Origin of the sequence: Neorhizobium sp. BT27B, from assembly GCF_050455485.1 — a bacterium.
GTDB lineage: Bacteria > Pseudomonadota > Alphaproteobacteria > Rhizobiales > Rhizobiaceae > Neorhizobium.
In genome coordinates, this window is record NZ_JBCIYT010000005.1 from 23,971 (window position 1) to 49,773 (window position 25,803).

Genomic DNA, 25,803 nt, shown 5'->3' on the forward strand with positions numbered 1-25,803 from the left:
CTTACCCATCGTTCAAAAGAGTGAGACCGACCATGTCCAACATCATTCGCAGAAACCGCATGCTCGCCCTTCTGGGCGCCGCCATCATTGCCGTGCCATTGGCAACGCCGATCATCGTCGGCAACAGCGTGGCATTTGCCGACGCGCCATCTCCGGCACCCACTGTGGGCGGCATCATTGCCCCAGCCGGTTCGTTTGCCGCGATCGTTTCGGCAGACAAGCCGGCCGTCGTCACCATCACCACCACGATGAAGGCCGAAACGGCCGCCTCCGACGAGGCTTCGCCCTTCGGTGACAATTCGCCGTTCAACGAGCAGTTCAGACAGTTTTTTGGCCAGCAAGGCATCCCGATGCCACATCAGGCGCCGCAACAGCATCAATCGCAACGCGCGCAAGCGCTCGGCTCCGGCTTCGTCATCTCGGCGGATGGTTATATCGTCACCAACAACCACGTCATCGACAAGGCGATCGATATCAAGGTGACGATGGATGACGGCACGGAACTGCCGGCAAAACTGATCGGCGCCGACCCGAAATCCGACCTCGCTGTTATCAAGATCGATGCGAAAAAGCCGCTGGCGACCGTTGCCTGGGGTGATTCCGACAAGCTGAAACTCGGTGACCAGATCCTGGTGATCGGCAACCCGTTCGGGATCGGCACGACGGTGACCGCCGGTATCGTCTCGGCACGTGGCCGCGACCTGCATTCCGGCCCCTATGACGATTTCATCCAGATCGATGCACCGATCAACCATGGCAATTCCGGTGGCCCGCTCGTCGATAACAACGGCAATGTCGTCGGCATCAACACGGCGATCTATTCGCCGAACGGTGGCAGCGTCGGTGTCGGTTTCGCAATTCCATCCGATCAGGCAAGACAGGTTGTCGCCAAGCTGATGAAGGACGGCTCGATCGAGCATGGCTTCATCGGCGTGCAGATCCAACCGGTTTCCGCCGATATCGCCAATGCGATCGGGCTGGACAAGTCCGAGGGCGCACTGGTGGCCGTCGTCAACGATGGCACACCTGCCGCCAAGGCCGGCGTCATGACCGGCGATGTCATCACCGCGCTGGGCGGCAAGCCGGTAACCTCTCCACGCGATCTTTCACGCATGGTTGCCGACCTTGCACCCGGCTCGAAGGAGGACCTGACCGTCTGGCGCCAGGGTTCGACCAGGGACCTGCGCCTGACGATCGGTGAAAACGGCAAGGAGGAACAGCAGGCGTCCGCGGATGAAGGCAAGGCTGGTCCGGCTGCCCAGAAACTCCCGACCATCGGCATCGGTCTCGCCGATGTCACGGATGAGGTTCGCCAGGCGCTGAACCTTTCGGCACATGAAACGGGCGCCGTCATTGCCAGCGTCGCGCCCGACAAGCCGGCGGCAGAAGCAGGCCTCCAGACCGGCGATGTGATCGTTTCGGTCAACCAGCATGCGGTCAAGACCGCGAAGGAAGCCAAGGCTGCCGTGGCGGATGCCGGCAAGAGCGGCCGCAAGGCCGTTCTGCTGCTGATCGAACGCGGCGGTGACCAGAGTTTCGTCACCGTTCCCTTCGCAATCGGCTGACCGGCATCTGCACAAATCCGGCCCTGCCCAATGACATGGGCGGGGCCGGGGTTCTCATTTTCCTGCCAACGTAAAGGGGAATGAAAGAAGACATCCCTGATACTCGATAACCTATCAAACGATCCGGCGGGAATGATCATGGCTCAGGAAAATCTGGCCGGCACCGATCTCGGTGCGGGCAGCTTTGTGGATTTCGACAATGGCAGGGGCGAAAGCGCCACCGTAAAACTGGGTGACTTCTCCAACAGCCTGAAACAGGCCCAGGCAAAGTCGGTTCGGTTGGTTGACGCCCTGACCGGCATTCCGCTGAAGCGCAAGGATGCTGTGCGGGTGGACGATCTGCGGCCGGCGCTTGTCGATTACCTGCGCAGCCAGCACCCGACACTCCACTCCGACGATTACATCAATCGCAAGACGATGGACGATTTGCGTGGCGAATATATTCGCGAGCTTCTGAAAGACGAGCGCGGCGAGTTGTCATCGCTTGAGACCGACGTTGTCGAGAGCCTGCGCAGTCACGAGCTGCTCGCGGAAAATGTCGAGACGGAATATACGGGCCGCCGCAGCCTTGGTGACCGGATCGCCGATGGCGTCGCATCATTTGGCGGAAGCTGGACGTTCATCATCAGCTTCTTTGCATTTCTGGCCGTCTGGATGCTGATCAATGCCGCGCTCGGTCAGGCCGAAGCGTTCGATGCCTATCCCTTTATCCTTCTCAATCTGGTGCTGTCGACGATTGCCGCCTTTCAGGCACCTGTCATCATGATGAGCCAACGCCGGCAGGAAGAAAAAGACAGGCTACGCGCCCTCAACGACTACAAGGTCAACTTGAAGGCGGAGCTGGAAATTCGCCACCTGCACGAGAAGGTCGATCATCTGCTGAACAGGCAGTGGGAAAGGCTGACCGAGATCCAGCAGGTCCAGATCGAGATGATGAACGATCAGGCACGGATCGCCAAACGCATGCTGAAGTCAACAAGGCCACCGGCCAAAGTAATTAAGGCGGCGAAAATCGAAAAACAACTGGAGGATTGAGAAAAATTACCATTCTTGTTTCATCGATAGCGGATTTTCTAAACATCTCCACTCAATCGCGTCTTACTCATAGCTCCAGCGATTATCATTGTTCGTGGCTACCATGGTCTTGGAAGGATACGAACCACTGGCCCGTTTTTTCTAAGAATTAGCTAGAAAGGTCATGTTAACAAAGTGTTTATGCCAATGCGACCGGGGGACACCATGACGACACTTGGGGTCTATGATCTCAAAGATCACGTTCTTGCGCTTGATCTCAGAAACTTGCTGCGACTTTTCCTCGTTCCTTAGAAGCACGCTGGGTGGTTGCTCTGAACCCTTCAAACTGCAGCAGTTTTGACTAGAGTTTTCCAGTGCAATTTCCTGGCTGGGAAATAAACGGACAGACGAGAATGAACTGCGATGCGTGACGCATCGCAGTCTCCTCAGTAGATCGTCAGAGCAGGAACAAAGCTCACCGCCATCAATAGCAGCATGGCCATGCCGAAGAAGGGCCAGAGTTCCCGCGTCGTTGCGCCGAGCGGCGCCCTGGCAATCGACGAGGAGATGAACAGCGTCGTTCCGATCGGCGGCGTGTAAAGGCCGATGCCGAGATTGATCACCATCATCAGCCCGAGCTGCACCCGGTCGAGTTCGATCGCATCCGCCAGCGGCACGAAGATCGGGCCGAGCAGCAGGATGGCAGGCGGCATGTCGAGCGGCATGCCGACGATCAGCATCAGAATGTTCATCATCAGGATGATGACGATCGGGCTGGAGATATTGGCCGCCACCCATTCCGCCATCTGTTGCGGCGCCTGATCGAAGGTCAGCACCCAGCCGACGGCCGCACTGCCCATGATCACCAGCATGACGACGCCGGTTGCCACACCCGCCTCCACGAGGTTTTCGCAAAAGCGGCCCCAAGTGAGATCGCGGTAGAACAGCAGGCTCAGCAGCAGGGAATAGACCACCGACAGAACCGCGACTTCGGTGGGCGTTGCAAAGCCGAAGCGCAAGAGAAGGATGATCAGGATCGGCAAAAGGATTGCCGGTGCGCTCTGCAGGGCAAGGCGGGCCAGATCGCGTTTGCGGATACCGGATGCGCTGGCGGCATATCCCCTTCTCACCGAAATGAACCAGCAGACGAAGATGAAGCTCGCCGCCATGATCAGGCCTGGCACGATGCCGGAGATGAAGAGGTTGGCCACGCTGACACCGCTGATCAACGAATAGAGGATCATCGGGATCGACGGCGGAATCAGCACGTCGATCACCGCCGACGTTGCGTTATTGGCAGCACAGAGCGCCGGCGGAAATCCCTGTTTTTTCTGCCAGGGGATCAGCACTGAGCCGAGCGCGCTGGCATTGGCCACCGCCGAGCCCGACACACCACCGAAGACGACGGACGAGACGACGGTGGTGGACAACGGCCCGCCGCGCCAGCGTTGCATGGCTCGTGAGGCCAGTTCCAGCAGCTGCTTGCCAAGCTCGCCACCGAGCATCAGCGTGCCGGCCAGCATGAAGAAGGGCAGTGCCAGCATCGGAAACGACTGTGTCTGGTCATAGACCTGCTGCGCCACCAGCGACAGCGGCACATAGCCGTTGAAGAGGATGCCGAGGCCCGCGGCAATGATCAGCGCATAACCGACAGGCACGGCCAGAACCATCAGCACGCAGAAGGAGACGATCATGATCATGGTCATAGCGGCATTTCCTCTGCCTTGATTTCAATGCGATGGTCCCAGCCGAACCGGAGCACACGCAGCGTTGCCGCGATGGTCACGAAGGACACCAGCAATGCGCCGATCGCCAGCGCGTAATAACCGATGCTGTTGGGCAGTTGCAGGACGGGACTGTGTTCGATGCCGGCGATCTCGGCGACCACGACCGACTGGTAGGCCAGGATCAGAAAGGCAACGATGCTGATGGCATTGGCGAACACGAATGCGACAAGCCGCGCCGTGCCATTGAGCTTGTCGTAGAGCCACTCGACGGCCATGTGGCCGCCGGCATGCGCCGCCAGAACGATGCCCGCGATGATGAACCAGGGGAACATCAGCATGGGCAATTCCTGCGCGAAGCCGAAACCGCCGCTTTCGAGCATGTAGCGGGCCAGCACGTTCGCCGTCATCACCACCGTCAGCGCGATACCGCTGGCGATGATGACGAAACGGGAAAAGACAACGATGGCAAGCGACACAAGGTCGACGCCTTTCAACAGGATCTGCATGGATGGCTCCGATCAGGACCAGGGCTTTTAAGCCCTGGCCTCCGCTTCGATCTTGCTGACGAAATCGCCGAACGGTTTTTTCTTCCAGTTCTCGGCAACACCCGCCGTCGCCTTGACGAAGGCCTCACGCTCGACCTCCGTGACCTCGACAGCCGCGTTGCTCTTGAAATTGGCAAGAACCTGGGCTTCCTTTTCGGCCGATAGCTTGCGCTGCAGGTCGCCCGCCTCCTTGGCTGCCGCCTTGACCGCTTCGAGGTCGGCACCGAGACGGGCCTGGGCGATCTTCGACATCAGGAACGGTGTCGATTCCCATTTGTGTGCGGTGAGGCTCACATATTTGTTGACCTCGAACAGCTTGGAGCTTTCGATATTGGCGAGCGGGTTTTCCTGCCCGTCGACGACACCCTGCTGCAACGCGATGTAAAGTTCACCGAAGGCGATCTGTTCGGTGGCAGCGCCCAGTGCCTGAAAGATGTCGATGGTCATCGGATCGGCGGGCGTGCGGATCTTCAGGCCCTTCAGTTCGCCCGGCGCTGAGATCTTGCGCTTCGAATTGGTGAGGTGGCGAATGCCGTTGTCCCACCAGTCGAGCGGGACGACTCCGACCGCTTCGAAACGCTTGTTGAGGTCTGCGCCGACAGGTCCGTTGAGAACCGCCATGGCCTTCTGCGTATCGGGAAACAGGAAAGGCAGGCCGAGCGCCGCGAGTTCAGGCACGAGGGCGGACGTGGCGCCCTGGCTGTTGGCGGTAAAATCGAGCGCGCCGGTGCGCAGGCTGGTCAGCATGGCGGAATCGCTGCCGAGCGTTTCGGCACCGGCAACGTTGATCTTGATGCGGCCGGCGGTCTTTTCGGCCACCAGTTCGGCAAATTTGGTTGCCGCCAGTGTGCGCGGGTTTCCGGGGGCCGCACCGTGCCCGAGCGTCAGTGTGGTTGCCGCCTGCGCCGGGCGGATGCCAAAGACCACCGCCGGAGCCGCCAGGGCGCCGGTCGCGACAGTCAGAAATGCGCGTCTGTTGATAAACAAGCTCATGTTCTCCTCCATTATGTGCTCGCGTGAAATGATCGGCCCGCACTCCCATCCGGGCCGTCACAAGGGTCTATTCATCCAGCCATGACCTGATCGCCGCCGTTACCTTCTGCGTCGAAAGACCATACTGGTCATGCAATGTCGGAAGCGCTCCCGCTTCCAGAAAGGCATCGGGAAGACCGATCTGCCGGAACGCGGCAGGCCTGACATCCGAACGCATCAGGGCGGCACCAACGGCCTCTCCCAGGCCGCCGATGACGGTATGGTTTTCCGCCACGACCACAAGCCTGTTCTGCTTGCGGCATTCGGCCAGGATCGTCGCCTCGTCGAGAGGCTTGATCGTCGGCACGTGCAGAACGGCAGCCTCGACGCCATCCTTCTGCAACTCCTTTGCGGCTTCCAGCGCCCGCATCGTCATCAGGCCGGACGAGATGATCAGAACATCCTTTCCCTCCCGAATGATCTTGGCCTTTCCAAGCTCGAACTTGTAGCCGTATTCCTCGAGCACCACCGGCACGTTGCCGCGTAACAGGCGCATGTAGACCGGCCCCTTGTGTGCCGCGATGGCCGGCACCGCCTGCTCGATTTCGCTGGCATCGCAGGGATCGATGATCGTCAGGTTCGGCATGCCGCGGAACATGGCGATATCCTCAGTCGCCTGATGGCTGGGGCCGTAACCCGTGGTCAGGCCCGGAAGCGCACAGACGATCTTGACGTCCAGCATTTCCTCGGCGATCGCCAGGCAGATGAAGTCATAGGCGCGCCGCGATGCAAACACGGCGTAGGTCGTGACCCAGGGCTGAAAACCCTCGCGCGCCATGCCGGCCGCCGACATCATCAGCAGCTGCTCGGCCATGCCCATCTGGTAGAATTTGTCCGGGTGGGCGGCGCGAAAGACGTGCAGGTCTGTATATTTGGCGAGATCCGCCGACATGCCGACGATGCGATCGTCCTTTTCCGCCAGTTTCGCCAGTGTATGTCCGAAAGGTGCGGGCCGTGTCTGCTGGTCGGGGCCGGCGATCGAGGCGATCATGGCAGACGTGGTCATTCTCGGCCGGTCGGTGCCGTTGGTCAGAAAATCCGGCCGGATATATTTCGAGCGCCTCATGCCCCTGCCCCCGCATCGATGATCCTGATTGCTTCCTTCCACTCATCCGGTTCGACGCGAAGGAAGTGGTTTCGCTCCCGCGCTTCGAGGAAGGGCACGCCCTTTGCCATTTTCGTATCACAGATGATGATGCGTGGCTGCTGTCCTTTGTGATGACGGGCGGCATCGAAGGCGGCCACCAGTGCGCCGATATCATTGCCATCAACGCGCTGGACGAACCAGTTGAAGGCCTCGAATTTCGGCCCGAGCGGCTCGAAATTGAGAACGCCCATCGACGGGCCATCGGCCTGCATCTGGTTGACGTCGACGATGCCGATGAGATTGTCGAGCTTGTAGGAGCCCGCCGACATAGCAGCCTCCCAGGTTGAGCCTTCGTCCAGTTCACCATCGGAAAACAGGTTGTAGACAAAGGCGTCCGATTTCTTGCGCTTGAGCGCCAGTGCCATGCCGACGGCGATGCCCAGCCCGTGGCCGAGCGATCCGCCGGTGATTTCCATACCCGGCGTATAGGCCGCCATTCCCGACATCGGCAGCCGGCTTTCATCCGTGCCGTAGGTTTCGAGCTCGTCCTCCGGGATGATTTTCGCCTCGATCAGCGCCGCATAGAGCGCAATCGCGTAATGGCCGATCGAGAGCAAGAAGCGGTCGCGCCCTTCCCATTCGGGGTCCTCGGGACGGTAGTTGGTGGCATGAAAGTATGAAACGGCCAGCACATCGGCAACGCCGAGCGCCTGGGCGATATAGCCCTGGCCCTGCACTTCGCCCATCCGCAGCGCATGGCGTCTGATACGCCGGGCGCGTTCGGGCAGGCTGATATTGTGACCCATCTGTGCCATAGGGTGGCATCTCCTCGAATTGCCTTGCTGATGCCGCCGATCAGTGGATCAGCATGCCGCCATTGACGTCGATCACCGCGCCGGTGACATAGGCCGACAGGTCGGACGCTAGGAACAGGTAGATGCTGGCGACATCGCGCGCATCGCCGAGCCGGCTGAGCGGAATGCCCTTGATGATGTCGGTGCGCATCTCGTCGGTCAGCTTGCCGCCGGTAATGTCTGTCTGGATCAGGCCGGGCGTTACCGAATTGACGCGGATGCCGACGGGGCCGAATTCACGCGCCATCGCCTTGGCAAGACCGAGGACACCGGCCTTGGCAGCCGAATAATGCGGGCCGCCGAAAATTCCGCCGCCACGCTGCGCCGACACGGACGAAATGCAGGCGATCGAGCCGCCGCCATGGTCGCGCATGCCCGGAATGAAGGCCTGGCTGAGAAACAGGATGCCGGTCATGTTGACAGAAACGATCCGGTTCCAATCGGCCTCGGTGATATCGAGGGTTTTCACCGGCTGGGTGATGCCGGCATTGTTTATGAGTGAATCAATCTTGCCAAACGCGGCCTCGACGGCAGCCGCGGCCGCAAGGCAGGACGCCTTGTCCGCAACATCGCATCGCAGGCCGATATGGCTGCCCTGCGGCACTGCCGGCAGTTCCGTGGCCGCGACTTCCGCCGCATCACCATCGATGTCCAGAATGGCAACCCGAGCGCCATGCTCGGCAAATAGTTCAGCCGTGGCGCGGCCAATGCCACGCCTGCTCGCCGCGCCCGAAATGACCGCGGTTTTCCCTTGCAACAACATGTCTGTTCTCCTCCCGATGCCTCCCCGACATCGGTCTCCTCCCACACGACGACTGGCGCCGCATGTCATCAAGTTGACAAAACGCCAGCTGCACCACAAACGCGATATTTACACGGGATAGTGAATCTGTTTCACTAATCCGATGTTGAACATGGCGTCGCTGTCTGCTTTTCGCGTCTTCGAGTCGGCCGCCCGCCTCGGATCGTTCCGGGCTGCGGCGGACGAACTGAACCTGTCGCCCAGCGCCGTCAGCCACGCGATAAAGGGGCTGGAAAAAAGCCTGGGCGTCGCCCTGTTCGAGCGCACGACACGAAACGTCACGCTGACGCTTTCTGGCCAGACGATGCTGACCCACGCATCCGGCGCCTTCGAGGAACTGCGGCGCGGTATTGAGGCAATCTCATCCAATCGGGCGCATCTGCTGAGAGTTCACTGCGCGCCAAGCTTTGCAGCGCAGGTTCTCTCTCCCCTGCTTCCCTCGTTCCTGAGGCAAAACCCAGGTGTCGAGGTAAGAATCGCCGCCAGCACCACCTATGCCCGGTTCGTGGACGGGCTTTTCGACGTGGATATCGTTTATGGCGAACCCCTGAACCGCGAAGACCTGATCGTGATTCCACTCGGCGAGGAAATTGTTTCTCCGCTGTGTTCGCCGGAATTTGCCGCCTCGTTGAAATCCATCCGCGACCTGACGAGATCTCCCCTCATCCGCAGCGACCTGAAGCGCATCCAGTGGGGTGACTGGTTCGAGGCCAACGATCTCGGCCCGCCGCCGGCGCCGGCGATGTCCTTCGACCGATCATTTCTGGCACTCGATGCGGCCGCCAACGGACTGGGCATCGCGCTGGAATCGAACATACTGGCGCGGCGTGCGCTGGAAAGCGGCAGACTGGTGCGGCCGTTGGCCGGCAAGGGCCGCGACAATCGCTATATCGGCCATTATCTCGCCTATCCGAAATCCGGCAGCCAGCGACGGCTCGCTCGTGAATTTGCGGCATGGCTGCAGGCGGAAGTGATGATGGGGCCGATCGAGAAGTAACAAGCCAGACACCCGGGCGCTCAGCGTAAATTCAGCTGATACACACCAGTTTTACCATTTCGACGCGCAACCTCTCCATGGCCGGCGCGCCCCGATCCGGGACGCGCAATTGTCACGCCTGATTGCGCGCCATGAAGTCCGTGGCGCTGCCGTCGGCAACGTCGACGAAGGTGACGTCGGTCGGGGAACGGCGCGGCGCGTCGATCGACAGGAACACAACAGGCTCCTCGATCAACGTGGGAAGCGAGTGCACGACATTGCGTTCGAAAAACAGAAGATGCCCCGGAGAAAACTCGGCTTCCGTGGATGGGTCTCCCATCCAGAACGTACCGCGTCCGGACAGGACATAGAGATATTCGTCACATTCCCGGTGGAAATGCGCCGGCACGCCCCGGTAGGCGCGAAACACGCGGCAGCTCGCTCCTTCGCGATCCACCAGATACTCGTCGGCGAGCATGGTTTTTGCGGTTTCAGGAAGTTTTGCGGCGATTTCGGCTGGAATGAAGCGTGCGAATTTCGAGTCGTTTTCGGTGGTCATGGAGGCTCCGATTGAAGTGTGTGATGTCCGTCCCCGCGGTGCCGACCAGGCGTTACATCGCCTGATCGAACAACAGATTGACCCCTGCGGCCTTTTCGATGGTTTCCATGTAGCCCAGGACAGCCGGAGGGAATTCAAGACCCTTGACGATGCTGAGCGATCGCAGGATCGGCCAGAGCTTGATATCGCTGATACCGCTGAACTCGTGTTCACCCAGAAGTCCGGAGAGGACCTTGAGCTTGACATTCATTTCGGCAATGAGGGCCGCACTGTCCGCCAACAGGGCTTCGAGATCGCCAAATGCCTTTTCTTCGCGCAGGCGATAGGCTTCGCGAGCCTGCGGCGTTGCCAGTTCCGCGAACTGCGCCTTCGTGAACCGCGGGATGAACAGTTTCAGTCCAAGCCGCCAGGCATCCGTTCCCCAGGCGTCGAGCGCCTCGTTGGCGGGACCGTCGAACATCGGGGTGTCAAGCTGGTCGATGAAGTGGACGATATCCAGGCTTTCGCCCATATGCGAACCGTCCGGCCGCTCCAGAATTGGAACGGCCTTTTTTCCGATGAGACGGGTCGGCGTTTCGGCATCGCCTTCCATGACGACCACCGTCTCATACGGAATATTCTTCACACCTAGAGCCAGCCTGGCCCGCGTGCAGAACGGGCAGTGCTCGTAGATGTAAAGTTTCATGCGGCGCCTCCGGCCAGCTTGACGAGCGGCAGAACCTCTGAGCTTTCGACGAGGTCAGGCACCTGCGCGAACAGTTCGGCGATGTGCGGCGCAGACAGATGCTTGTCGAGCAGTGCCTGGCTCGTCCATTCTTCCGTCCAGATGAAGCGGCTCGGGTTATTGGCATCACGGTTGAGCTGGTAGGTGATGCAGCCCTCTTCCTTGAGGGTGGTCTCGATGACGCCGCGGAAAAGCTCTTCCAGCTTCTGCTCCGAACCGGCCTTGGCGACGAAAATAGCGACAACAGGTGTGGTCATGAAAATGCTCCATTAATACTCAACAGTAATGTTACTTATCAGTACGGTTATTAATTTCAACCCTTGCGGGATGAAGAATTTGTGAAATGCTGTTAGCGGTCATATCGAGAAAAAACTGAACGGAACCATGCCTGTCAGACATAAGAGCAAGGGCGAACAGACGCGTGCCAGGCTGCGAGAGGCAGCAATCACGGTGTTTGCCCGAAACGGATTCCACGGCACCAAGGTCAGCGACATCGTCGCCGAGGCAGGGTTGAGCCAACCGTCTTTCTATCTTTATTTCGATTCCAAGGAGTCGACTTATGAGACCCTGGTAGAGGAGTTCCGGGAGAGTCTGCGGTTCGTTACGCTATCAAACCTGATCGCCCCCGATACTCAGAAGGCCGAGCTTGAAGAGCGGGTTGCGGTAAGTTTTCGGAGGTTTCTGGATTTTATGGCCAGCGATCGCTCCTTGACGGAGATCGGCTTTTTCCATCCTCCAGGCTGCTCGGTGACGAAACAGCAGATGGTCGACTGGGTTGCTGACAATATCCGAAAGGAGCAAGTCCACAGAATCTTCCGCAAGGACATCACCGCCGAAGAAATCGCCAAACTGTTGGTCGGCATTCTCGATCAGTTCGGCCGGATTGATGCCGATGAAGCAGAACGGCAGCGGCTGGCGGATGTTTGCGGCAAGCTCTTCTGTTCAGGGGCTGGCTCCTGAGCGGACGACCGAGATCCCGCTCCGCTGGCCACGCGTCGCGCCCGCAGGGCTATCAGCCTGCCGACATCTCCAATCTTGCCGCCGCCGTGGCTGCGTCGCCATTGTCGAGCGGATTTGGCAGCCCGAGTTCGTTTGTCAGCCATGCGCAGAATTGGCGCACTGAGCGTCTCGACTTGCTGCTGGACGGCACCACGAGATAGTGACCGTGATACTGGATATCGCTCGACTTGCCCTGCAAGGGCGCAACAAGTTGACCGCTTTCGAGCTCTCGCTCAACGAGCCGAAGCGATTCCAGCGCAACCCCGAGACCGTTAACGGCTGCAGAAATCGACATGTAGCTGCGTTCGAACCTGAAGCTTCTTCTGGCCGGTCCGCTGAGGCCGTTTGCGGCAAACCAATCCTCCCATTGAACGCGCTTCAGTTCGCTGTCTATGAGGTCGTAATCGAGAAGATCTGATACCAACCGGATGCGGCTTGCGATTTCCGGCGTACAAAGCGGACAGACAGTTTCGAGGCCAAGCGGAATGCTGATCAGGCCCTCGCCCTTCGGTGGCCCGTAAGAAATATCGATATCCATATCGTCGCCATGAAACCGGTAGGATAGCGACGATGACGATAACCGGATCTCCAGTTCAGGCAGGTCTTTTGCAAGCCGCGTCAACCGCGGTGTCAGCCATTGAGCCGCCATTCCCGGCGCGCAATGCAGCCGCAAAAGATTGGATGCACGTCCGTCGGCCAGTTCCATCCCTTCGCGCAGGTCGTCAAACGCACGGCCGACACGGGAATACAGCGATTGCCCGGTTGATGTCAGTTCTATTACCCGCCCGTGACGCTCGAAGAGGGCCGATCCGATCAGGTCCTCGAGCTTGCGGATGGCGTGGCTGACAGCGGAGGCGGAGATCGACAGCTCCTCCGCCGCCACTCGAAACGAACGGTTGCGCGCAACCGCCTCGAACGTTTGCAAAGAGGACACGGGAAGAATTGACATCAATCAGGCCTGAATGGCATTCACGTCCAGATGCAATAATGCCATTTGAAGTTCAATTCAATCGACCGCTCCTGAGACTGCCCGGTTCTCACCATCCGAGCTAACGGAGTGCGACGACTGTATCCGCGGCGACGTTTCGCAGCAGGATCGCGGGCGGCGGCGCAGTTGGAACAATTGCAATTCCGCTGTGGCAATCCGCCGCCGGCGGCAACATCAGGCACGGAAAAAAAACGAATACCCGTCATGATCCCGTGCCTTTCAGATCAGAACAGGACGGGTTCGTCGCCGTCCGGCTGTGCATAGCGGTTGATTTCCATGCCGCAGCTGACTTCGACGAACTTCGGGGCGTTCCATTTCATGTCAATGTCTCCTGTTTTGGCTGTCCCTCGCTTGCGCCGAGGGCAGGCTCGGACAATTGAAGGACATTTTGACACAGGTCCAGTAGCGCACCGATTGGCGAAACGCATTTTAGCAGGACTACACACTCGTGAAGAAATACTAACAGCCGTATGGTCGTCTTTTCTTTGACAGATTGTCGCAGGCAAAATAGGCAAAGCCAAGCTTGGGCCCGAGCTTTAAATTTTTATCAAGCTACGGAAGTCATTATGACACTCACTCGGAACGCCGCATTTGCGGACGGGCCCGCTGCCGCGCGTCGTGGCGGCGCCTGGCGCATTGCCGCGATACTTCTCTCGATCGTTCTCGCACTGTTCGGCATCGTGCTGTTCGGCGGCGGACTTTGGCTGATCTGGCTCGGTGGAAGCTGGTATTATGGCTTGGCAGGCGCTGGCCTGCTTGCGACGGCCTACCTCGTGCTGCAGCAGCGCATGGCCGCGCTGAAGCTCTATCTTGTCGTCTGGGTCCTGACCCTCATCTGGGCATTCTGGGAAGTAGGCTTTAACTTCTGGGCTCAGATCCCGCGCCTTGTCGCACCGACTGTCGTTCTGGTGTTGCTTCTCGCAATCCTCCCAGCCCTGCGTCCCCGCCGAACCTAAGGAACTTCCCATGACGAACTTACTCCGCGTCAGCCTCGCGGCTGCGATGGCGACGGCATTGGCAGGCACGGCGCTTGCCCAGGAAACGGCTGTAAAGCCGGCAGCACCCCAGCCGCCAGTCGGTGCCGATTGGCCGTTCTACGGCGGCGACGAGAACGCCAGCCGCTACAGCCCCCTCTCCCAGATCACACCGGAAAACGTCGGCAAGCTCGAGCGCGCCTTCGTTCTGCATACCGGTGACGTTCCAAGCCCCAAGGCCCGTTACTCGCCCGAGACGACGCCGCTCAAGATTGGCCGTTCGCTTATCATGTGCTCGGCCAAGAACATTCTGGTTTCCGCCGATGCGGCGACGGGCAAGGAAAACTGGCGTTATGATCCGGGCGTTCCGGATGCGGCTATCCCGCACGCCGCCGCCTGCCGCGGCATTGCCACCTATACCGCGCCGGAGCTTGCCGAAGACGCCGCCTGCAAGACGCGCGTCATCGAAGCGACACTCGATGCCCGCCTGATCGCGGTCGATCTGAAGACCGGTCAGCCTTGCCAGGATTTCGGCACCGGCGGCCAGGTCGATCTGTGGAACGGTATCGGCAAGCGCGTACCCGGCTGGTATGCAGTGACCGCGCCGCCGACCGTCGTGCGTGGCGTCGTCGTCACCGGTGCACAGGTCAAGGACGGCCAGGATGAAGATGCGCCATCGGGCGTCATGCGTGGCTTCAATGCCGTCACCGGCCAGCTTGCATGGGCCTGGGACATGGGCAACCCGGCAAACAAGAATGGTCCTGCCGAAGGCGAGACCTATACGCGTGGCACGCCGAACAACTGGGCGGCTGGCGTCGCCGATGAGAAACTCGGCTATGTTTACATCCCGACGGGCAATTCCTCGATCGACTATTACGGATCGAACCGCAAGGATTACGAAAACGAATTCTCCACCTCGCTTGTCGCACTCAATGCGGCCACCGGCGATGTCGTATGGCACTTCCAGACCATCCACCACGATGTCTGGGACTACGACCTCGGCAGCCAAGGCACACTGATTGACTTCCCCGGCGCGGACGGAAAGCCGGTTCCGGCCATCCTCCTGCCGACCAAGCAGGGCGATATCTATATTCTTGACCGTGCGACCGGCAAGCCGCTCATTCCGATCGGTGAAGCCAAGGGCCAGAAGGGCGGATCCGTAGAACCGGATTACATTGCAGACAGCCAGCCGACTTCGCTTTGGCATACGCTGCGCAAGGAGCCGCTGGTCGAATCGGACATGTGGGGTTTCACGCCGATCGACCAGATGATGTGCCGCATCCAGTTCCGCAGCGCCAATTACGAAGGCTACCTGACGCCGCCTTCGGCCGACAAGCCATGGATCCAGTATCCCGGCTACAACGGCGGCTCCGACTGGGGTTCGGTTGCCATCGACCCGGTCAACGGCGTCCTCATCGCCAACTACAACGACATCCCGAACCTCAACCAGCTCATCGAACGTCCGGAAGCAGATAAGATGGGCGTACGCCCGATCTATGCGCCAAAGACCGATGCGCCGGCACCGAAGTCGACCGGCGGCGAAGGCGGCGCGTCGATCTATCCGCAGATCAACGCGCCCTATGCGATCAAGGTCAATTCGGGATGGCGTAACTGGGGCACCGGCGTTCCCTGCTCGGCACCTCCTTACGGCGGCATCCGCGCCGTCGACATGAAGACCGGCGAGACCCTGTGGGATGAACCGCTGGGCACCGCCCGCCGCAACGGTCCGTTCGGTATTCCGTCCTACCTGCCGTTCACGATCGGCCTGCCGAACAATGGTGGCTCCGTCATCACCGCAGGCGGCCTGATCTTCATCGGTGCGGCCACGGACAATCTGTTCCGCGCCATCGACGTGAAGACGGGTGAAGTTCTCTGGCAGGACGTTCTTCCCGCCGGCGGCCAGGCAAACCCGATCACCTATGAGGTGGACGGCCAGCAGTATGTGCTGATCGCAGCATCGGGTCATGCCTTCATGGAAACCGGTCGCGGCGACGCACTCGTGGCTTACCGACTGCCCAAATAAGATTGCAAAGGGGCCGGGCCATCCGGCCCCTTTGTCTTGTCAGGACCGACAGAAAACCTCGCAATCGGATTGCGAGAGTTGGCCGGCGATCAAGAACTTCCTTGGCCGGCGCCGCAATAGACCTGTTTTATGGGTGACATCACATGTACAGACTTCGGTTTTGTCAAACCTGCAAAAGCCCATGAAGTCACTGAACCTGAACGCTACACAATATTTCGAGGCTGTCGCCCGCCTTGGCGGCGTCACACGCGCGGCCGAGGAATTGCAGGTTTCCCCGTCAGCGGTGAGCCAGCAGATCAGGCTTCTGGAGCAGCAACTGGGCGTGAAGCTTTTCACGCGCTCCAAACAGGTCCTGTCGCTGACCATCGACGGGGAACGTCTCTACCAGACGACCACGCGCGCGCTGCAATCGATCAAGGATGTGCATGGCGCGATCGTGCGTCAGCGTGAAAATCTCGGCCTCAGCATCCGCGTCAGCCCATCAGTTGGCGAAAAATGGCTGGCGCCCCGGCTCGCCTCGTTCGTCGACAGCCACCCCGACTGGCATATCCGTGTCGACGGCACGCCGAACTTTACCGATTTTGCCAACGAGATCGTCGATCTCGATATCCGCTATGGCCGCGGCAATTGGGACGGTGTCCATGTGGAGCATTTGCTGACGGATTACGTGGTTCCGATGTGTTCACCGGCATACCGGGACAGACTGGCGAAAATCTCATCGGATCCGATCGTCCAGCTTCAGAATGCAAGGCTTGTCGACAGTATCAAGGCCTATGTGCGCTGGGATCAGTGGCTGGAATTCAACCCGATCGAACATGTCGCAATGGCCTATTCGTACCATCTGGAGCGGTCGTCGATGTCCATCGAGGTCGGCAGGCAGGGCGGCGGCCTCATCCTGGAAAGCGCGACCCTTGCCCATGAAGAATTGAAACGCGGAGACCTCGTTCCGCTGTCAGCCGTGTTCTCCGCCATTCCGGTACGTGCCTACTGGATCGTCTGCCCCAGCCGCCACCTGTCGCGCCGGCCCGTGCGAACATTCATAGACTGGCTCTCAGCAGAAGCGCTGGTTCAGCAGGATGAGGTGAAGACGCTGCTGTGCTCAGCGGGCATCTCGATCCAGGCGCCTGATGTGCACAAGGCCTGATCCGTATCGCGGAGGATGCTGGGAGCTTTCAGGCTTCAACAGGAGAGGAATCGAAATCCAACCCGATTGCAGCAGCTGATCCAATGGCAAGGCTGCTGGTTGCCGCTCTCGAACTCATTTCCAACAGGCCATGGCAATGTCGCATCGTCGGCAGTGACGGTATGCGCCGGACATCGGCGGATGCCTGCGGAAACAGATCGACCATGTGGGCCTTGCCTGCCTGATCGTCGTGACCGGTGACGTGGAGGACATTGGCGCTGAATACCACCATGGGATATTCTTTTTTTATCTGACACTGAGTAATTTACACCAAAGGAATTAGTCGATCCGAACCAAGTAACGCTTTGTTTTCTTGGAAATTCCATTGCTTAAATGAATTTTTTAACGCTAAAACAGCAACAATTCACACTCACTTAATTATGCAAGCTTCCGATAAATTAAGCGGAACATGAAAGACTGAGGGCTCTTCGGAGGGATATGAAATCACTCTGCGCATGAATATGAAATTGAATATCAGACAGCGTGCCCAGGTATGATCAATTCGATCCTGACCCTCTTTCGCGTGAGGGGTGACGATCCCACCCTTGCAGTCGCCCAAAAAGCGGCGCTCTCCAAGCAGATCCCGCTCATGTATTTTATCCTTCTGGTAAATACATGGGGCGTGGCCATCACGCATATGCACGTTGCTCCGGCTTTCCTGACGATTGCCGTTCCCACGTTGATGACTGTCGTTTGCAGCATGCGGCTTCTTCAGTGGTGGTATCGAGCTGGCCGCACGGAAACGGATCCGACAAGGGCCATCGCCGATCTGCGTCGGACAAACCGGATTGCCTGGGTGCTTGCAGCCGTATTCGCCACTTGGGGCGTAGCGCTTGCACCTTACGGCGACAGTTTCATGCAAAGCCATGTGGCGTTCTATATGGGCATCACGGTCATTGGCTGCATTTTCTGTCTGACCCACCTCCTGTCTGCCGCGATCGCCGTCACTCTCGTCGTCAACATCGTGTTCATCGCCTATTTCGGGATGACCGGGAATGACATTTTCATCGCGATGGCCGTCGATGTCGGTCTCGTTTCGCTGGCGATGCTGATGGTCCTGTGGGTGCAATATCGGGATTTCACCAACCTGATTGTCTCTCGCAGGGAACTGGAGATGAAAAAGAATGCGCTGGAAAAGCGCGAACTGGATCTGATCGAGGAACAGAAGCAGACGCAGGCTCTGAGCGACGAGAACAAGAAGCTGGCCAATGTCGACAGCCTGACAAGCCTTGCAAACCGTCGGTTTTTCTTTGGCAAACTGGATGAAGCGATTGCCGCCAGCCAAGCGCAGGATGATCCTATCCATGTCGGCATCATCGATCTGGACGGTTTTAAGCCGGTCAATGATGCCTACGGGCATCGGATCGGCGACGAACTCCTGGTTCAGCTGGCTTTTCGCCTTTCGCATATCTGCCGCGGCAAGGCACTTGTGGCCCGCCTCGGCGGCGACGAATTTGCATTTTTACTCTTGGCAAAAAATCACGCCGCGGCTCAGGAACTTGCCGAGGAGATCTGTGAAGCCTGCCGGGAACCGTTTTCGATTGCCAATATAATCGTTCAGATCGGCGCCTCCGTCGGCATTGCAAGCAGCGACCTTTGTGACGATGCTGCAAATCATCTGTATGAGCATGCTGACTTTGCCCTTTATCAGGCAAAACGCGACGCTCCGGGCACTGCCGTCGCATTTTCAGATGAACATCACCGTAGCCTGTCGCGGGTCATGATCATCGAGCAGGCATTGCGTGATAGGTCCATCGATCGTGACATCGCACTGAACTTCCAGCCGATTTTCGACATTCAGCAGCAGTCGGTCACGGCGTTCGAAGCGCTGGCCCGGTGGCAGCACCCCGTGCTTGGCTTTGTATCTCCGGCGGAATTCATTCCAGCGGCAGAACGGCTGGGATACATCAACCATCTCAGTCGTCTGCTTCTCACGAAAGCCCTGCATGAAGCACAGACATGGCCAGACAATATCCGGCTTTCGTTCAATCTCTCGGCCAGAGATCTTTCCTCCAGCGAACACGCCATGCGCCTTCTGGCGATCATCGGCAATAGCGGCATCACACCTACTCGCATCGATCTGGAAATTACCGAAACTGCGATTTTGACAGATCTCATGCGCGCCCAAACGGTTGCGCAGGCATTCATATCGGCAGGTGTCGGCGTGTCTCTGGATGACTTTGGCACCGGATATTCCAGCCTGACGCATCTTCATTCGATGCCGCTGACGAAAATCAAGATCGACCGCAGCTTTGTCACCGGCATCGACCGTGACCCTGCAAGCGCGAAAATCGTCAAATCTCTCATCAGGATGGCGGATGATTTAAATCTCGAATGTATCATCGAGGGTGTCGAAACTGCCGGGGAGATGGATCAGGTTCGTGAACTCGGCGGACGTTTTGTGCAAGGCTACCACATCTCGAAACCGCTCGGCGCAGCAGACGCCCGCAAGCTGGTGCTTGCAACCGGACAATCAAATCATGCCGCAGCACGGTAATGGGCTATCCGGCTATTGGCCACCGTAGATCAATCCACATGATTTACATCTCATCGGCAAACGAACGCATTGGTATTTACGTATTCTACAATGTTGATCGCTAATTTTGCCAAATGTCATTTCGTGGGGGGATGACAGCTCTGATGACAGCACCACGCACGTGCCGTCATCCATAATCAAGGCGCTTCAATGCTTCAGCAGGTCACTGACGACGTTTCCACACAAGGTGATATTGCGGCTTTCGAGCAAGCTATGGCACGCGTCGCGATTTCCGCCGACGGAACGATCTTGCGCACCAACATGCTGTTTCTGGCATTGTTCGATTACCGCGCCTGGGATCTTGCCGGACGCAACCGAAGCATATTCCTCCCTTCAGAGGCCGATCCGAAAACCGAAGATGCAATCCGCCAGGTGCTTGAGGACGGCATCGAATTAAGAGGCGATATCAGAGCTGTCCGGCGCGATGGGGCCGAGCTCATCGTGGAGGCCTTTTTCCATCCGGTAAAGGATGCGACCGGCAATGTGCAAGAGGTCGTCATCTTGATGCGCGACATTACCGAACAGGCGCGACGTTTGGCGGATGAAGGCGGTCAGATCGCCGCGATCAACACCTCGCAGGCGGTCATCCATTTCGCCCTTAACGGCACGGTCATCGATGCCAATCAGCGTTTTCTGCAGGCTATGGGATATAGCCTCGCCGATATCATCGGTCGTCATCACAGCATATTTGTCGATGAGGAAGAGGCCGCATCGGCAGAATATCAGAACTTCTGGCAGGCGCTCGGTGAAGGCCGTTACAATGCCGGAGAGTTTCGTCGGCTTGGCAAGGGTGGGCGCCCGGTCTGGCTGCGCGCCACCTACAGTCCTGTCCTTGATGGCGACGGCCAGCCTTTCAAGGTCGTCAAATACGCAACCGACGTGACAGCGGAAAAGCTCAACCATGCGGACTACGAAGGCCAGATTGCGGCCATTCACAAGTCCCAGAGCGTCGTCACCTTCGACATGGACGGCACGATCCTGGATGCGAACGATAATTTCCTGCAGGCCGTCGGCTACAGCATGGAAGAAATTTCCGGGCGCCACCACCGCATGTTCGTTGACCCCTCCTATGCCCATGGACTGGAATACGAAGTATTCTGGAGCGATCTGGCGGACGGGCGCCATCGGTCGGGTGAGTTCAGGCGTATCGGCAAATCGGGCCGCGATGTATGGTTGCAGGCGACCTACAATCCCGTATTTGATCAGTATGGCAATCCGTTCAAGGTCGTCAAATATGCAACGGTGATCACCCGCGAAAAATTGCGCCAAGCGGATCATCAGGGCCAGATTGCCGCCATGCACAAGTCGCAGAGCGTCATATCCTTTGCACTCGATGGCACGATCATCGACGCCAACGACAACTTTCTCACCCTCACCGGCTACCGTCTGTCCGAGGTCCGCGGCCAGCATCACCGGATGTTCGTACCGGCCGAAGAAAGAGACAGTGCCGACTATCAGGAATTCTGGCGCCGCCTTGGTGCCGGCGAGCACCAAAGCGGCGAGTTCAAACGCATCTGCCGCAATGGCGCCGAAGTCTGGCTGCAGGCCAGCTACAACCCGATCTTCGACATGAACGGCCGGGTGTTCAAGATCGTCAAGAATGCCGTCGACGTCACCGCAGAAAAGCTCCGTCAGGGCGACCACGAAGGCCAGATTGCGGCGATCAGCCGTTCGCAATGCGTCGTCACCTTCGATATGGACGGCATCGTACTCGACGCCAATGACAACTTTCTCGATGCGATGGGCTATGCACTCGACGAAATCGTCGGCCAGCATCACAGCATTCTGGTCGAGCCGAGCTTTGTCGAAAGCGAACAATATCGGCTGTTCTGGAAGAACCTGCGCGACGGGACCTTCCTCTCGTCCAAGTTCCGCCGGACCGGCAAGGATGGAAGAGAGGTCTGGATACAGGCCTCCTACAATCCGATCCTCGATCTCAACGGCAAGCCGTTCAAGATCGTCAAGATCGCCATCGACATCACCGCCGATGTGGCGCTTGCAGCTGATCTTTCGAAGGCACGGCAGGAAGTTCTGCATGACGGCCTGACGGGGTTGCCGAACCGCATGGGTCTTGCCGATTTCATGCGCAAGAGCCTTCAGGCGATCGACGCGAAACTCTCGCTTCTTTACCTCGACCTCGACCATTTCAAACCGATCAACGACACCTTTGGCCATCATGTCGGCGACCACGTGCTTCGCGAGATTGCGGCACGGCTGAAGCTGACGCTGGAGGCAGATCAGATCGTCGCGCGAGTCGGTGGGGACGAGTTCGTCGTCGCGGCGCCTGATCTTACCCGTGAAGAGGCTGCAGCGCTTGCAACCCGGCTTATCAGCGTGGTGAAGGATCCGATCCGCCACGACAGCAGCAGCCTGACCGTGGGGCTTTCCATCGGCATTGCCCAGGCCCCGCACGACGCGCGAACAGAGGATGAGCTTCTACGCTTTGCCGACGTCGCCCTCTATCGCTCGAAAGGCGGCCAGAAGGGCACGTACAGCTTCTTCTCCGATCCCGATGATCAGAGAAAGGAAGAGGATCGCCATCTCTCGCATGAGATGCAGTTCGGCATCAAAGCCAATCAGTTCCGGCTGTTCTTCCAGCCACGCTTCAGAGCGGATGATGGCGTTCTTGACGCTGTCGAAACCCAGGTCGAATGGGATCATCCGGAACGCGGCAACCTGACCGCCGAACACTTCCTTCCTCTGGCGGAAGTGAGCGGGCTTATCGTACCGCTGGGCGACTGGACATTGCGCACAGCCTGCAATGCGGCGCTGGACTGGCCGCTGATTACCGTGTCGGTCGCGGTTTCGCCGGTGCAGTTCATGAGCGGAGACCTCCCCCGCGCCGTCAAGCTGGCGCTGCGTGAAACCGGCCTGCCGGCAAACCGACTTGAGATCCGCGTGGACAAGAGCATCGGGTCCTTCGATATCCCCAATCTGCGAGCAGAACTCGAGGCACTCAAGAAAATCGGCGTTCGCATCGTCGTCGCAGGTCAGCTTGTCGGCGAGGACGCGACAAGCGGTCGCGAATCCTGGCCGGTGGACTACGTTCTCATCGACGACCGGACCAGGGCCAGCCTTGAGCGGCAAAAGCATGAGAGCCTGAAGGAAATCGCCAAGATCGAGGCGGCTCTCGATGTTGCCGATGGCGGCCACTCTTCGTCGGATGCCCGCAAGCGTCTGAGCCTGTGGCTTGATCGAAATGCGAAGCTGCATGCTTTCCTGTCGACGCCGCCGCGCTCGGCCGAAGATGTTCCGGCTCTGCTTCCGAAAAAATCTGCCTAAGGGACTGCAACTTCATGGCTTGCTGCACGCCGTAAAATCCGAGGCACAGCAAAGGCCTGCGGATGTTTATCGCAAGCTTTTTCTCTTCGGTGCGGGCACACATATCGAGCCAGATCAACGACGTCTCGCGCGCCGCTAATCCTTGATGACGAGCATTGGGGTTGCGGATTCGGGATCCTTGATGATCGAGCAATCGATTGAAAACACGTCATGCAGAAGCTCAGGTCGGGCAACCGCATCGGGACGACCGGAGGCCACCAGCTTGCCGCCCTTCATCACCGCAATGTTGTCCGCATAACGAAAGGCCTGATTGAGATCGTGCAGGACGGCGACCACCGTCTTGCCCTGCGCTGCCAGACTGCGCGCAAAGCGCAGAACCTCGACCTGATGGTTGATGTCGAGAAAGGTCGTCGGCTCGTCAAGCAGGATGATCGGCGTCTGCTGCGCGACGATCATGGCGATCCACACCCGCTGGCGCTGGCCGCCCGAGAGATCCGCGACATAGCGGTCAGCGAGTTCGGTCACCTCCAGCTGTGCAAGTGCCGCCTCGATGGCGGCTGTGTCGCCGCCACCCAGACGACCCCAGATATCATTATGAGGACTGCGGCCATAGGCGACCAGCTGGCGCACGGTAATCCCGTCGGGAACCGGCAGAACCTGCGGCAGGAATGCAATGTTTCGGGCCAGCGCCTTGGCGCTGTAATCGCCCATGGGTATTCCGTCGATTGCAATGCTCCCCGTCACGGGAGGCAATATCCGCGTCAGGCTTTTCAGAAGCGTCGATTTTCCGCAGCCATTGGGACCGATAAGCGCGGTGAAGGCGCCTTTCGGAAAATCGAGCGACAGATTTTCGATGATCGGGACGGAGCCATATCGCAGCGTCAGATCAACGACGGAGATGGCGGGGTTCTGCTCCAACCGGTCTTGTGAATGATTGTTTGAAATCTGCATCTATCGAATCCGGAACAGGAGCCAGAGGAAATAAGGCGCGCCGATCACTGCCGTCAGAACGCCGACGGGTATTTCCATCGGCGGCGCAAGACCGCGGCCGAGTGTGTCGGCGAGCACGACGATGATGGCACCGGCAAGTGCCGCGGTCGGGATCAGCGTCAGATGCGCGCCGCCGACCAGCCGTCGGGCAAGATGCGGCGCCATTAGCCCCACGAAGGTGACCGGGCCGATAACCGACACCGAGATGCCGGTCAGCAGAACAGAAAGCGCAATGGCAAACAATCGCACAGGCCTCAACCCTACGCCCAAGCCCGTCGCCGCTTCATCTCCCAGCCCGATGAGATCAAGCGGCTTGGCCAGGAGAAACCCCGCACCGATCAGCGGAACGAGCAGCAGCGATGGCGCAAGATGTGTCCAGCCGCGTGCCCAGAGGCTGCCGGTCAGTGCGAGAAGCGCGGTGTTGATTTCCACCGGATAGGTCAGCAGCAGGAATTCCGTGACGCTGGCAAAGGTCAGGGAAACGGCGACGCCCGACAAGGCGAAGCGAACCGGGGAAAACGCCATTCCACTGTTATAGGCCGTCAGCAGCAAGGCACCGCCGGCGCCGCCAAGGCAGGCGATCAACGGCAACCAGCCCTGCGCGCCTGACTGTACGAGCAACAACACCACCGTTACGGCCAGACCCGCGCCCTGGGTGACACCCAGAATATCCGGCGAAGCCAGCGGATTGCGGATGACGCCCTGTATAAGCGTGCCGGCGGTACCAAGTGCTGCGCCGATGAGGATGGCGATCAGACTGCGCGGCAGACGATGCTGCCAGATCACAAAATCCGCAGCGTCGTGCAACCACGCCATTTTGACGGCAGCAAGCGGCGAGATCATCGTTACGCCGATACAAAGCGCGGCGAGAGAAGACGCTGCGAGCAGGAGTATCAGAGTGGCAATCACCGGCACCGCGCGCATCATCTCTGCCCCCGCGCCATCAGCAGGAAGAAAGGAGCGCCGATCAGCGCCGCGACAGCGCCTGCCGGCGTCTCGGCTGGAAATGCCACGGCCCGGCCAGCGATATCGGCAGCCAGCAACAGGATTGCCCCGACGGCAGCGGTCATCGGAACGAGTGGCCGGTAATCGGCGCCGACGAAGAGCCGTGCGATATTCGGCGCCATCAGGCCGATAAAGCCGATAGGCCCGGCGACAGCGACCGTTGCACCGGTCATGATGCAGCCGGCGACAAAAACGATTGCCCGCAGCAGTTTCAGCCGCACGCCAAGCGCATGCGCCGTCTCATTACCGAGATTGACGAGGTTGAGGCGCGACGCGACGACACTGGCCAGAAACAGTCCGGCAACGAACACCACGGCCATGATCTGCACTTCGGGGAAGCGGATATTGGACAGCGACCCCGCCAGCCAGTTCAGCATGCCCAGCGCCCTCTCCTCAGCCAGAAGCACGAGCAGCCTTGTGAGCCCGCCGCAGAGCGCAGCAACCGTAATGCCGGCCAGAATGAGCCGTCCTTTGGAGGCATCCATGGACCAGGCTGTACCGAGCAGAAAAACGAGAACCCAGGCAAAGGCACCGCCGAGAATGGTGGCGATCAGCGCATCGTGCCCAAAAGGCAGGGCAATCAGGCCGGTCGTCACGAAGGCGAGCCCGAGGCTTGCCCCGCCGGTGACGCCGAGCAGCGTCGGCGATGCCAGCCTGTTGCGCGTGATGCCCTGCATCAGCAGGCCACACAGCGCCAGCGTGCCACCGATCAACGCCGCCGCCAAAGCGCGTGGCAAACGGATATGCGCAACGATCCGTGCTGATGTTCCGGCACCCTGCCCGCCGTTGAAGACACCGGCCCACGCGTCGGCCGGGCTGATCGCGAATGTCGAGAAAGCCGACAGCGACCACCAGAACAGCCCGACGACCAACAGAATGGCCGCCCCGATGGAAACGAGGCGGCGATCAGCGCATGGGATCGGCATCGACATTGCCTT

At 59.2% G+C, this 25,803-nt stretch carries 24 protein-coding genes; 9 read left to right on the forward strand and 15 right to left on the reverse strand.

The window, feature by feature from the left end; translation table 11 throughout:
• Nucleotides 1-32: 32 nt before the first annotated feature.
• Both AAIH70_RS14520 and AAIH70_RS14525 read left to right on the forward strand, forming a co-directional pair.
• Nucleotides 33-1,565, forward strand: coding sequence for a DegQ family serine endoprotease (locus AAIH70_RS14520; protein WP_430034478.1), 1,533 nt, complete (start codon nt 33-35; stop codon nt 1,563-1,565).
• Nucleotides 1,566-1,703: 138 nt separating this feature from the next.
• Nucleotides 1,704-2,600, forward strand: coding sequence for a DUF1003 domain-containing protein (locus AAIH70_RS14525; protein WP_132281567.1), 897 nt, complete (start codon nt 1,704-1,706; stop codon nt 2,598-2,600).
• A gap of 425 nt (nt 2,601-3,025) precedes the next feature.
• Here AAIH70_RS14525 and AAIH70_RS14530 read toward each other — a convergent pair whose 3' ends face one another.
• The 6 genes from AAIH70_RS14530 to AAIH70_RS14555 form a co-directional block, all read right to left on the reverse strand.
• Nucleotides 3,026-4,285, reverse strand: coding sequence for a TRAP transporter large permease subunit (locus AAIH70_RS14530; protein ID WP_132281564.1), 1,260 nt, complete (start codon nt 4,283-4,285; stop codon nt 3,026-3,028).
• Entirely contained in the window at nt 4,282-4,812 is a 531-nt protein-coding gene (locus AAIH70_RS14535) for a TRAP transporter small permease (RefSeq protein ID WP_132281561.1), read from the reverse strand. Before AAIH70_RS14535 ends, AAIH70_RS14530 begins: the two co-directional genes overlap by 4 nt.
• 27 nt (nt 4,813-4,839) lie before the next feature.
• Nucleotides 4,840-5,844 (reverse strand): TRAP transporter substrate-binding protein, encoded by a 1,005-nt coding sequence (locus tag AAIH70_RS14540; RefSeq protein ID WP_132281558.1) that lies wholly within the window; start codon nt 5,842-5,844, stop codon nt 4,840-4,842.
• A 67-nt stretch (nt 5,845-5,911) separates the two neighbouring features.
• On the reverse strand, nt 5,912-6,949 hold the full coding sequence (locus AAIH70_RS14545; protein WP_132281555.1) for a transketolase family protein: 1,038 nt from the start codon (nt 6,947-6,949) through the stop codon (nt 5,912-5,914).
• Nucleotides 6,946-7,785: a transketolase gene (locus AAIH70_RS14550; RefSeq protein ID WP_132281552.1), complete on the reverse strand. Its 840-nt coding sequence runs from the start codon at nt 7,783-7,785 to the stop codon at nt 6,946-6,948. The genes AAIH70_RS14545 and AAIH70_RS14550 overlap by 4 nt, the downstream gene beginning before the upstream one ends.
• Before the next feature lie 40 nt (nt 7,786-7,825).
• Entirely contained in the window at nt 7,826-8,587 is a 762-nt protein-coding gene (locus AAIH70_RS14555; protein ID WP_245519425.1) for an SDR family NAD(P)-dependent oxidoreductase, read from the reverse strand.
• A 142-nt stretch (nt 8,588-8,729) separates the two neighbouring features.
• Here AAIH70_RS14555 and AAIH70_RS14560 point away from each other — a divergent pair, with 142 nt between their 5' ends.
• Nucleotides 8,730-9,623 (forward strand): LysR substrate-binding domain-containing protein, encoded by an 894-nt coding sequence (locus tag AAIH70_RS14560; protein ID WP_132281549.1) that lies wholly within the window; start codon nt 8,730-8,732, stop codon nt 9,621-9,623.
• A 112-nt stretch (nt 9,624-9,735) separates the two neighbouring features.
• Here the strand turns inward: AAIH70_RS14560 and AAIH70_RS14565 are convergent, their stop codons facing one another.
• From AAIH70_RS14565 to AAIH70_RS14575, 3 genes are read right to left on the reverse strand one after another with little or no spacing between them, the layout of a single operon-like run.
• Nucleotides 9,736-10,161, reverse strand: coding sequence for a cupin domain-containing protein (locus tag AAIH70_RS14565; protein WP_132281546.1), 426 nt, complete (start codon nt 10,159-10,161; stop codon nt 9,736-9,738).
• A 52-nt stretch (nt 10,162-10,213) separates the two neighbouring features.
• Nucleotides 10,214-10,846: a glutaredoxin 2 gene (grxB, locus tag AAIH70_RS14570; RefSeq protein WP_132281543.1), complete on the reverse strand. Its 633-nt coding sequence runs from the start codon at nt 10,844-10,846 to the stop codon at nt 10,214-10,216.
• The gene (locus tag AAIH70_RS14575; protein ID WP_430034483.1) at nt 10,843-11,142 is read right to left on the reverse strand and encodes a putative quinol monooxygenase; all 300 of its coding nucleotides are present in this window, start codon (nt 11,140-11,142) and stop codon (nt 10,843-10,845) included. The genes grxB and AAIH70_RS14575 overlap by 4 nt, the downstream gene beginning before the upstream one ends.
• A gap of 127 nt (nt 11,143-11,269) precedes the next feature.
• On the opposite strand from AAIH70_RS14575, the gene AAIH70_RS14580 reads away from it, so the two are divergent.
• On the forward strand, nt 11,270-11,845 hold the full coding sequence (locus tag AAIH70_RS14580) for a TetR/AcrR family transcriptional regulator (protein WP_430034485.1): 576 nt from the start codon (nt 11,270-11,272) through the stop codon (nt 11,843-11,845).
• A gap of 52 nt (nt 11,846-11,897) precedes the next feature.
• On the opposite strand, the gene AAIH70_RS14585 is transcribed toward AAIH70_RS14580, so the two are convergent.
• Together AAIH70_RS14585 and pqqA are read right to left on the reverse strand one after the other, a co-directional pair.
• Nucleotides 11,898-12,833, reverse strand: a complete 936-nt coding sequence (locus AAIH70_RS14585) for a LysR substrate-binding domain-containing protein (protein WP_430034487.1) — start codon at nt 12,831-12,833, stop codon at nt 11,898-11,900.
• Nucleotides 12,834-13,096: 263 nt separating this feature from the next.
• Nucleotides 13,097-13,192, reverse strand: coding sequence for a pyrroloquinoline quinone precursor peptide PqqA (gene pqqA, locus AAIH70_RS14590; RefSeq protein ID WP_132273835.1), 96 nt, complete (start codon nt 13,190-13,192; stop codon nt 13,097-13,099).
• A gap of 246 nt (nt 13,193-13,438) precedes the next feature.
• On the opposite strand from pqqA, the gene AAIH70_RS14595 reads away from it, so the two are divergent.
• The 3 genes from AAIH70_RS14595 (at nt 13,439) to AAIH70_RS14605 (ending at nt 17,013) form a co-directional block, all read left to right on the forward strand.
• A complete protein-coding gene (locus tag AAIH70_RS14595) occupies nt 13,439-13,828 on the forward strand; it encodes a glucose dehydrogenase (RefSeq protein WP_132273837.1) in 390 nt (129 codons plus the stop codon).
• 10 nt (nt 13,829-13,838) lie between these two features.
• Nucleotides 13,839-15,869: a pyrroloquinoline quinone-dependent dehydrogenase gene (locus AAIH70_RS14600; protein WP_132273840.1), complete on the forward strand. Its 2,031-nt coding sequence runs from the start codon at nt 13,839-13,841 to the stop codon at nt 15,867-15,869.
• Nucleotides 15,870-16,050: 181 nt separating this feature from the next.
• Nucleotides 16,051-17,013 carry a LysR substrate-binding domain-containing protein gene (locus AAIH70_RS14605; protein ID WP_132273843.1) on the forward strand — a complete coding sequence of 321 codons (963 nt, stop codon included), beginning with the start codon at nt 16,051-16,053 and terminating at the stop codon, nt 17,011-17,013.
• Nucleotides 17,014-17,041: 28 nt separating this feature from the next.
• On the opposite strand, the gene AAIH70_RS14610 is transcribed toward AAIH70_RS14605, so the two are convergent.
• Complete coding sequence (locus AAIH70_RS14610; RefSeq protein ID WP_132273845.1) at nt 17,042-17,284, reverse strand: hypothetical protein; 243 nt, start codon at nt 17,282-17,284, stop codon at nt 17,042-17,044.
• Between the two features lie 882 nt (nt 17,285-18,166).
• Between AAIH70_RS14610 and AAIH70_RS14615 the strand changes: the two genes are divergently transcribed.
• The gene (locus AAIH70_RS14615) at nt 18,167-19,549 is read left to right on the forward strand and encodes a putative bifunctional diguanylate cyclase/phosphodiesterase (RefSeq protein WP_245519196.1); all 1,383 of its coding nucleotides are present in this window, start codon (nt 18,167-18,169) and stop codon (nt 19,547-19,549) included.
• 189 nt (nt 19,550-19,738) lie between these two features.
• Nucleotides 19,739-22,870 carry a PAS domain S-box protein gene (locus AAIH70_RS14620; RefSeq protein ID WP_430034490.1) on the forward strand — a complete coding sequence of 1,044 codons (3,132 nt, stop codon included), beginning with the start codon at nt 19,739-19,741 and terminating at the stop codon, nt 22,868-22,870.
• 135 nt (nt 22,871-23,005) lie between these two features.
• Here AAIH70_RS14620 and AAIH70_RS14625 read toward each other — a convergent pair whose 3' ends face one another.
• From AAIH70_RS14625 to AAIH70_RS14635, 3 genes are read right to left on the reverse strand one after another with little or no spacing between them, the layout of a single operon-like run.
• Nucleotides 23,006-23,821, reverse strand: a complete 816-nt coding sequence (locus tag AAIH70_RS14625) for an ATP-binding cassette domain-containing protein (protein ID WP_132273851.1) — start codon at nt 23,819-23,821, stop codon at nt 23,006-23,008.
• Nucleotides 23,822-24,787: an iron chelate uptake ABC transporter family permease subunit gene (locus AAIH70_RS14630; protein WP_132273854.1), complete on the reverse strand. Its 966-nt coding sequence runs from the start codon at nt 24,785-24,787 to the stop codon at nt 23,822-23,824. It lies immediately after the preceding gene.
• Nucleotides 24,784-25,791 (reverse strand): iron chelate uptake ABC transporter family permease subunit, encoded by a 1,008-nt coding sequence (locus AAIH70_RS14635; RefSeq protein WP_132275767.1) that lies wholly within the window; start codon nt 25,789-25,791, stop codon nt 24,784-24,786. The genes AAIH70_RS14630 and AAIH70_RS14635 overlap by 4 nt, the downstream gene beginning before the upstream one ends.
• Between the last annotated feature and the right edge of the window lie 12 nt (nt 25,792-25,803).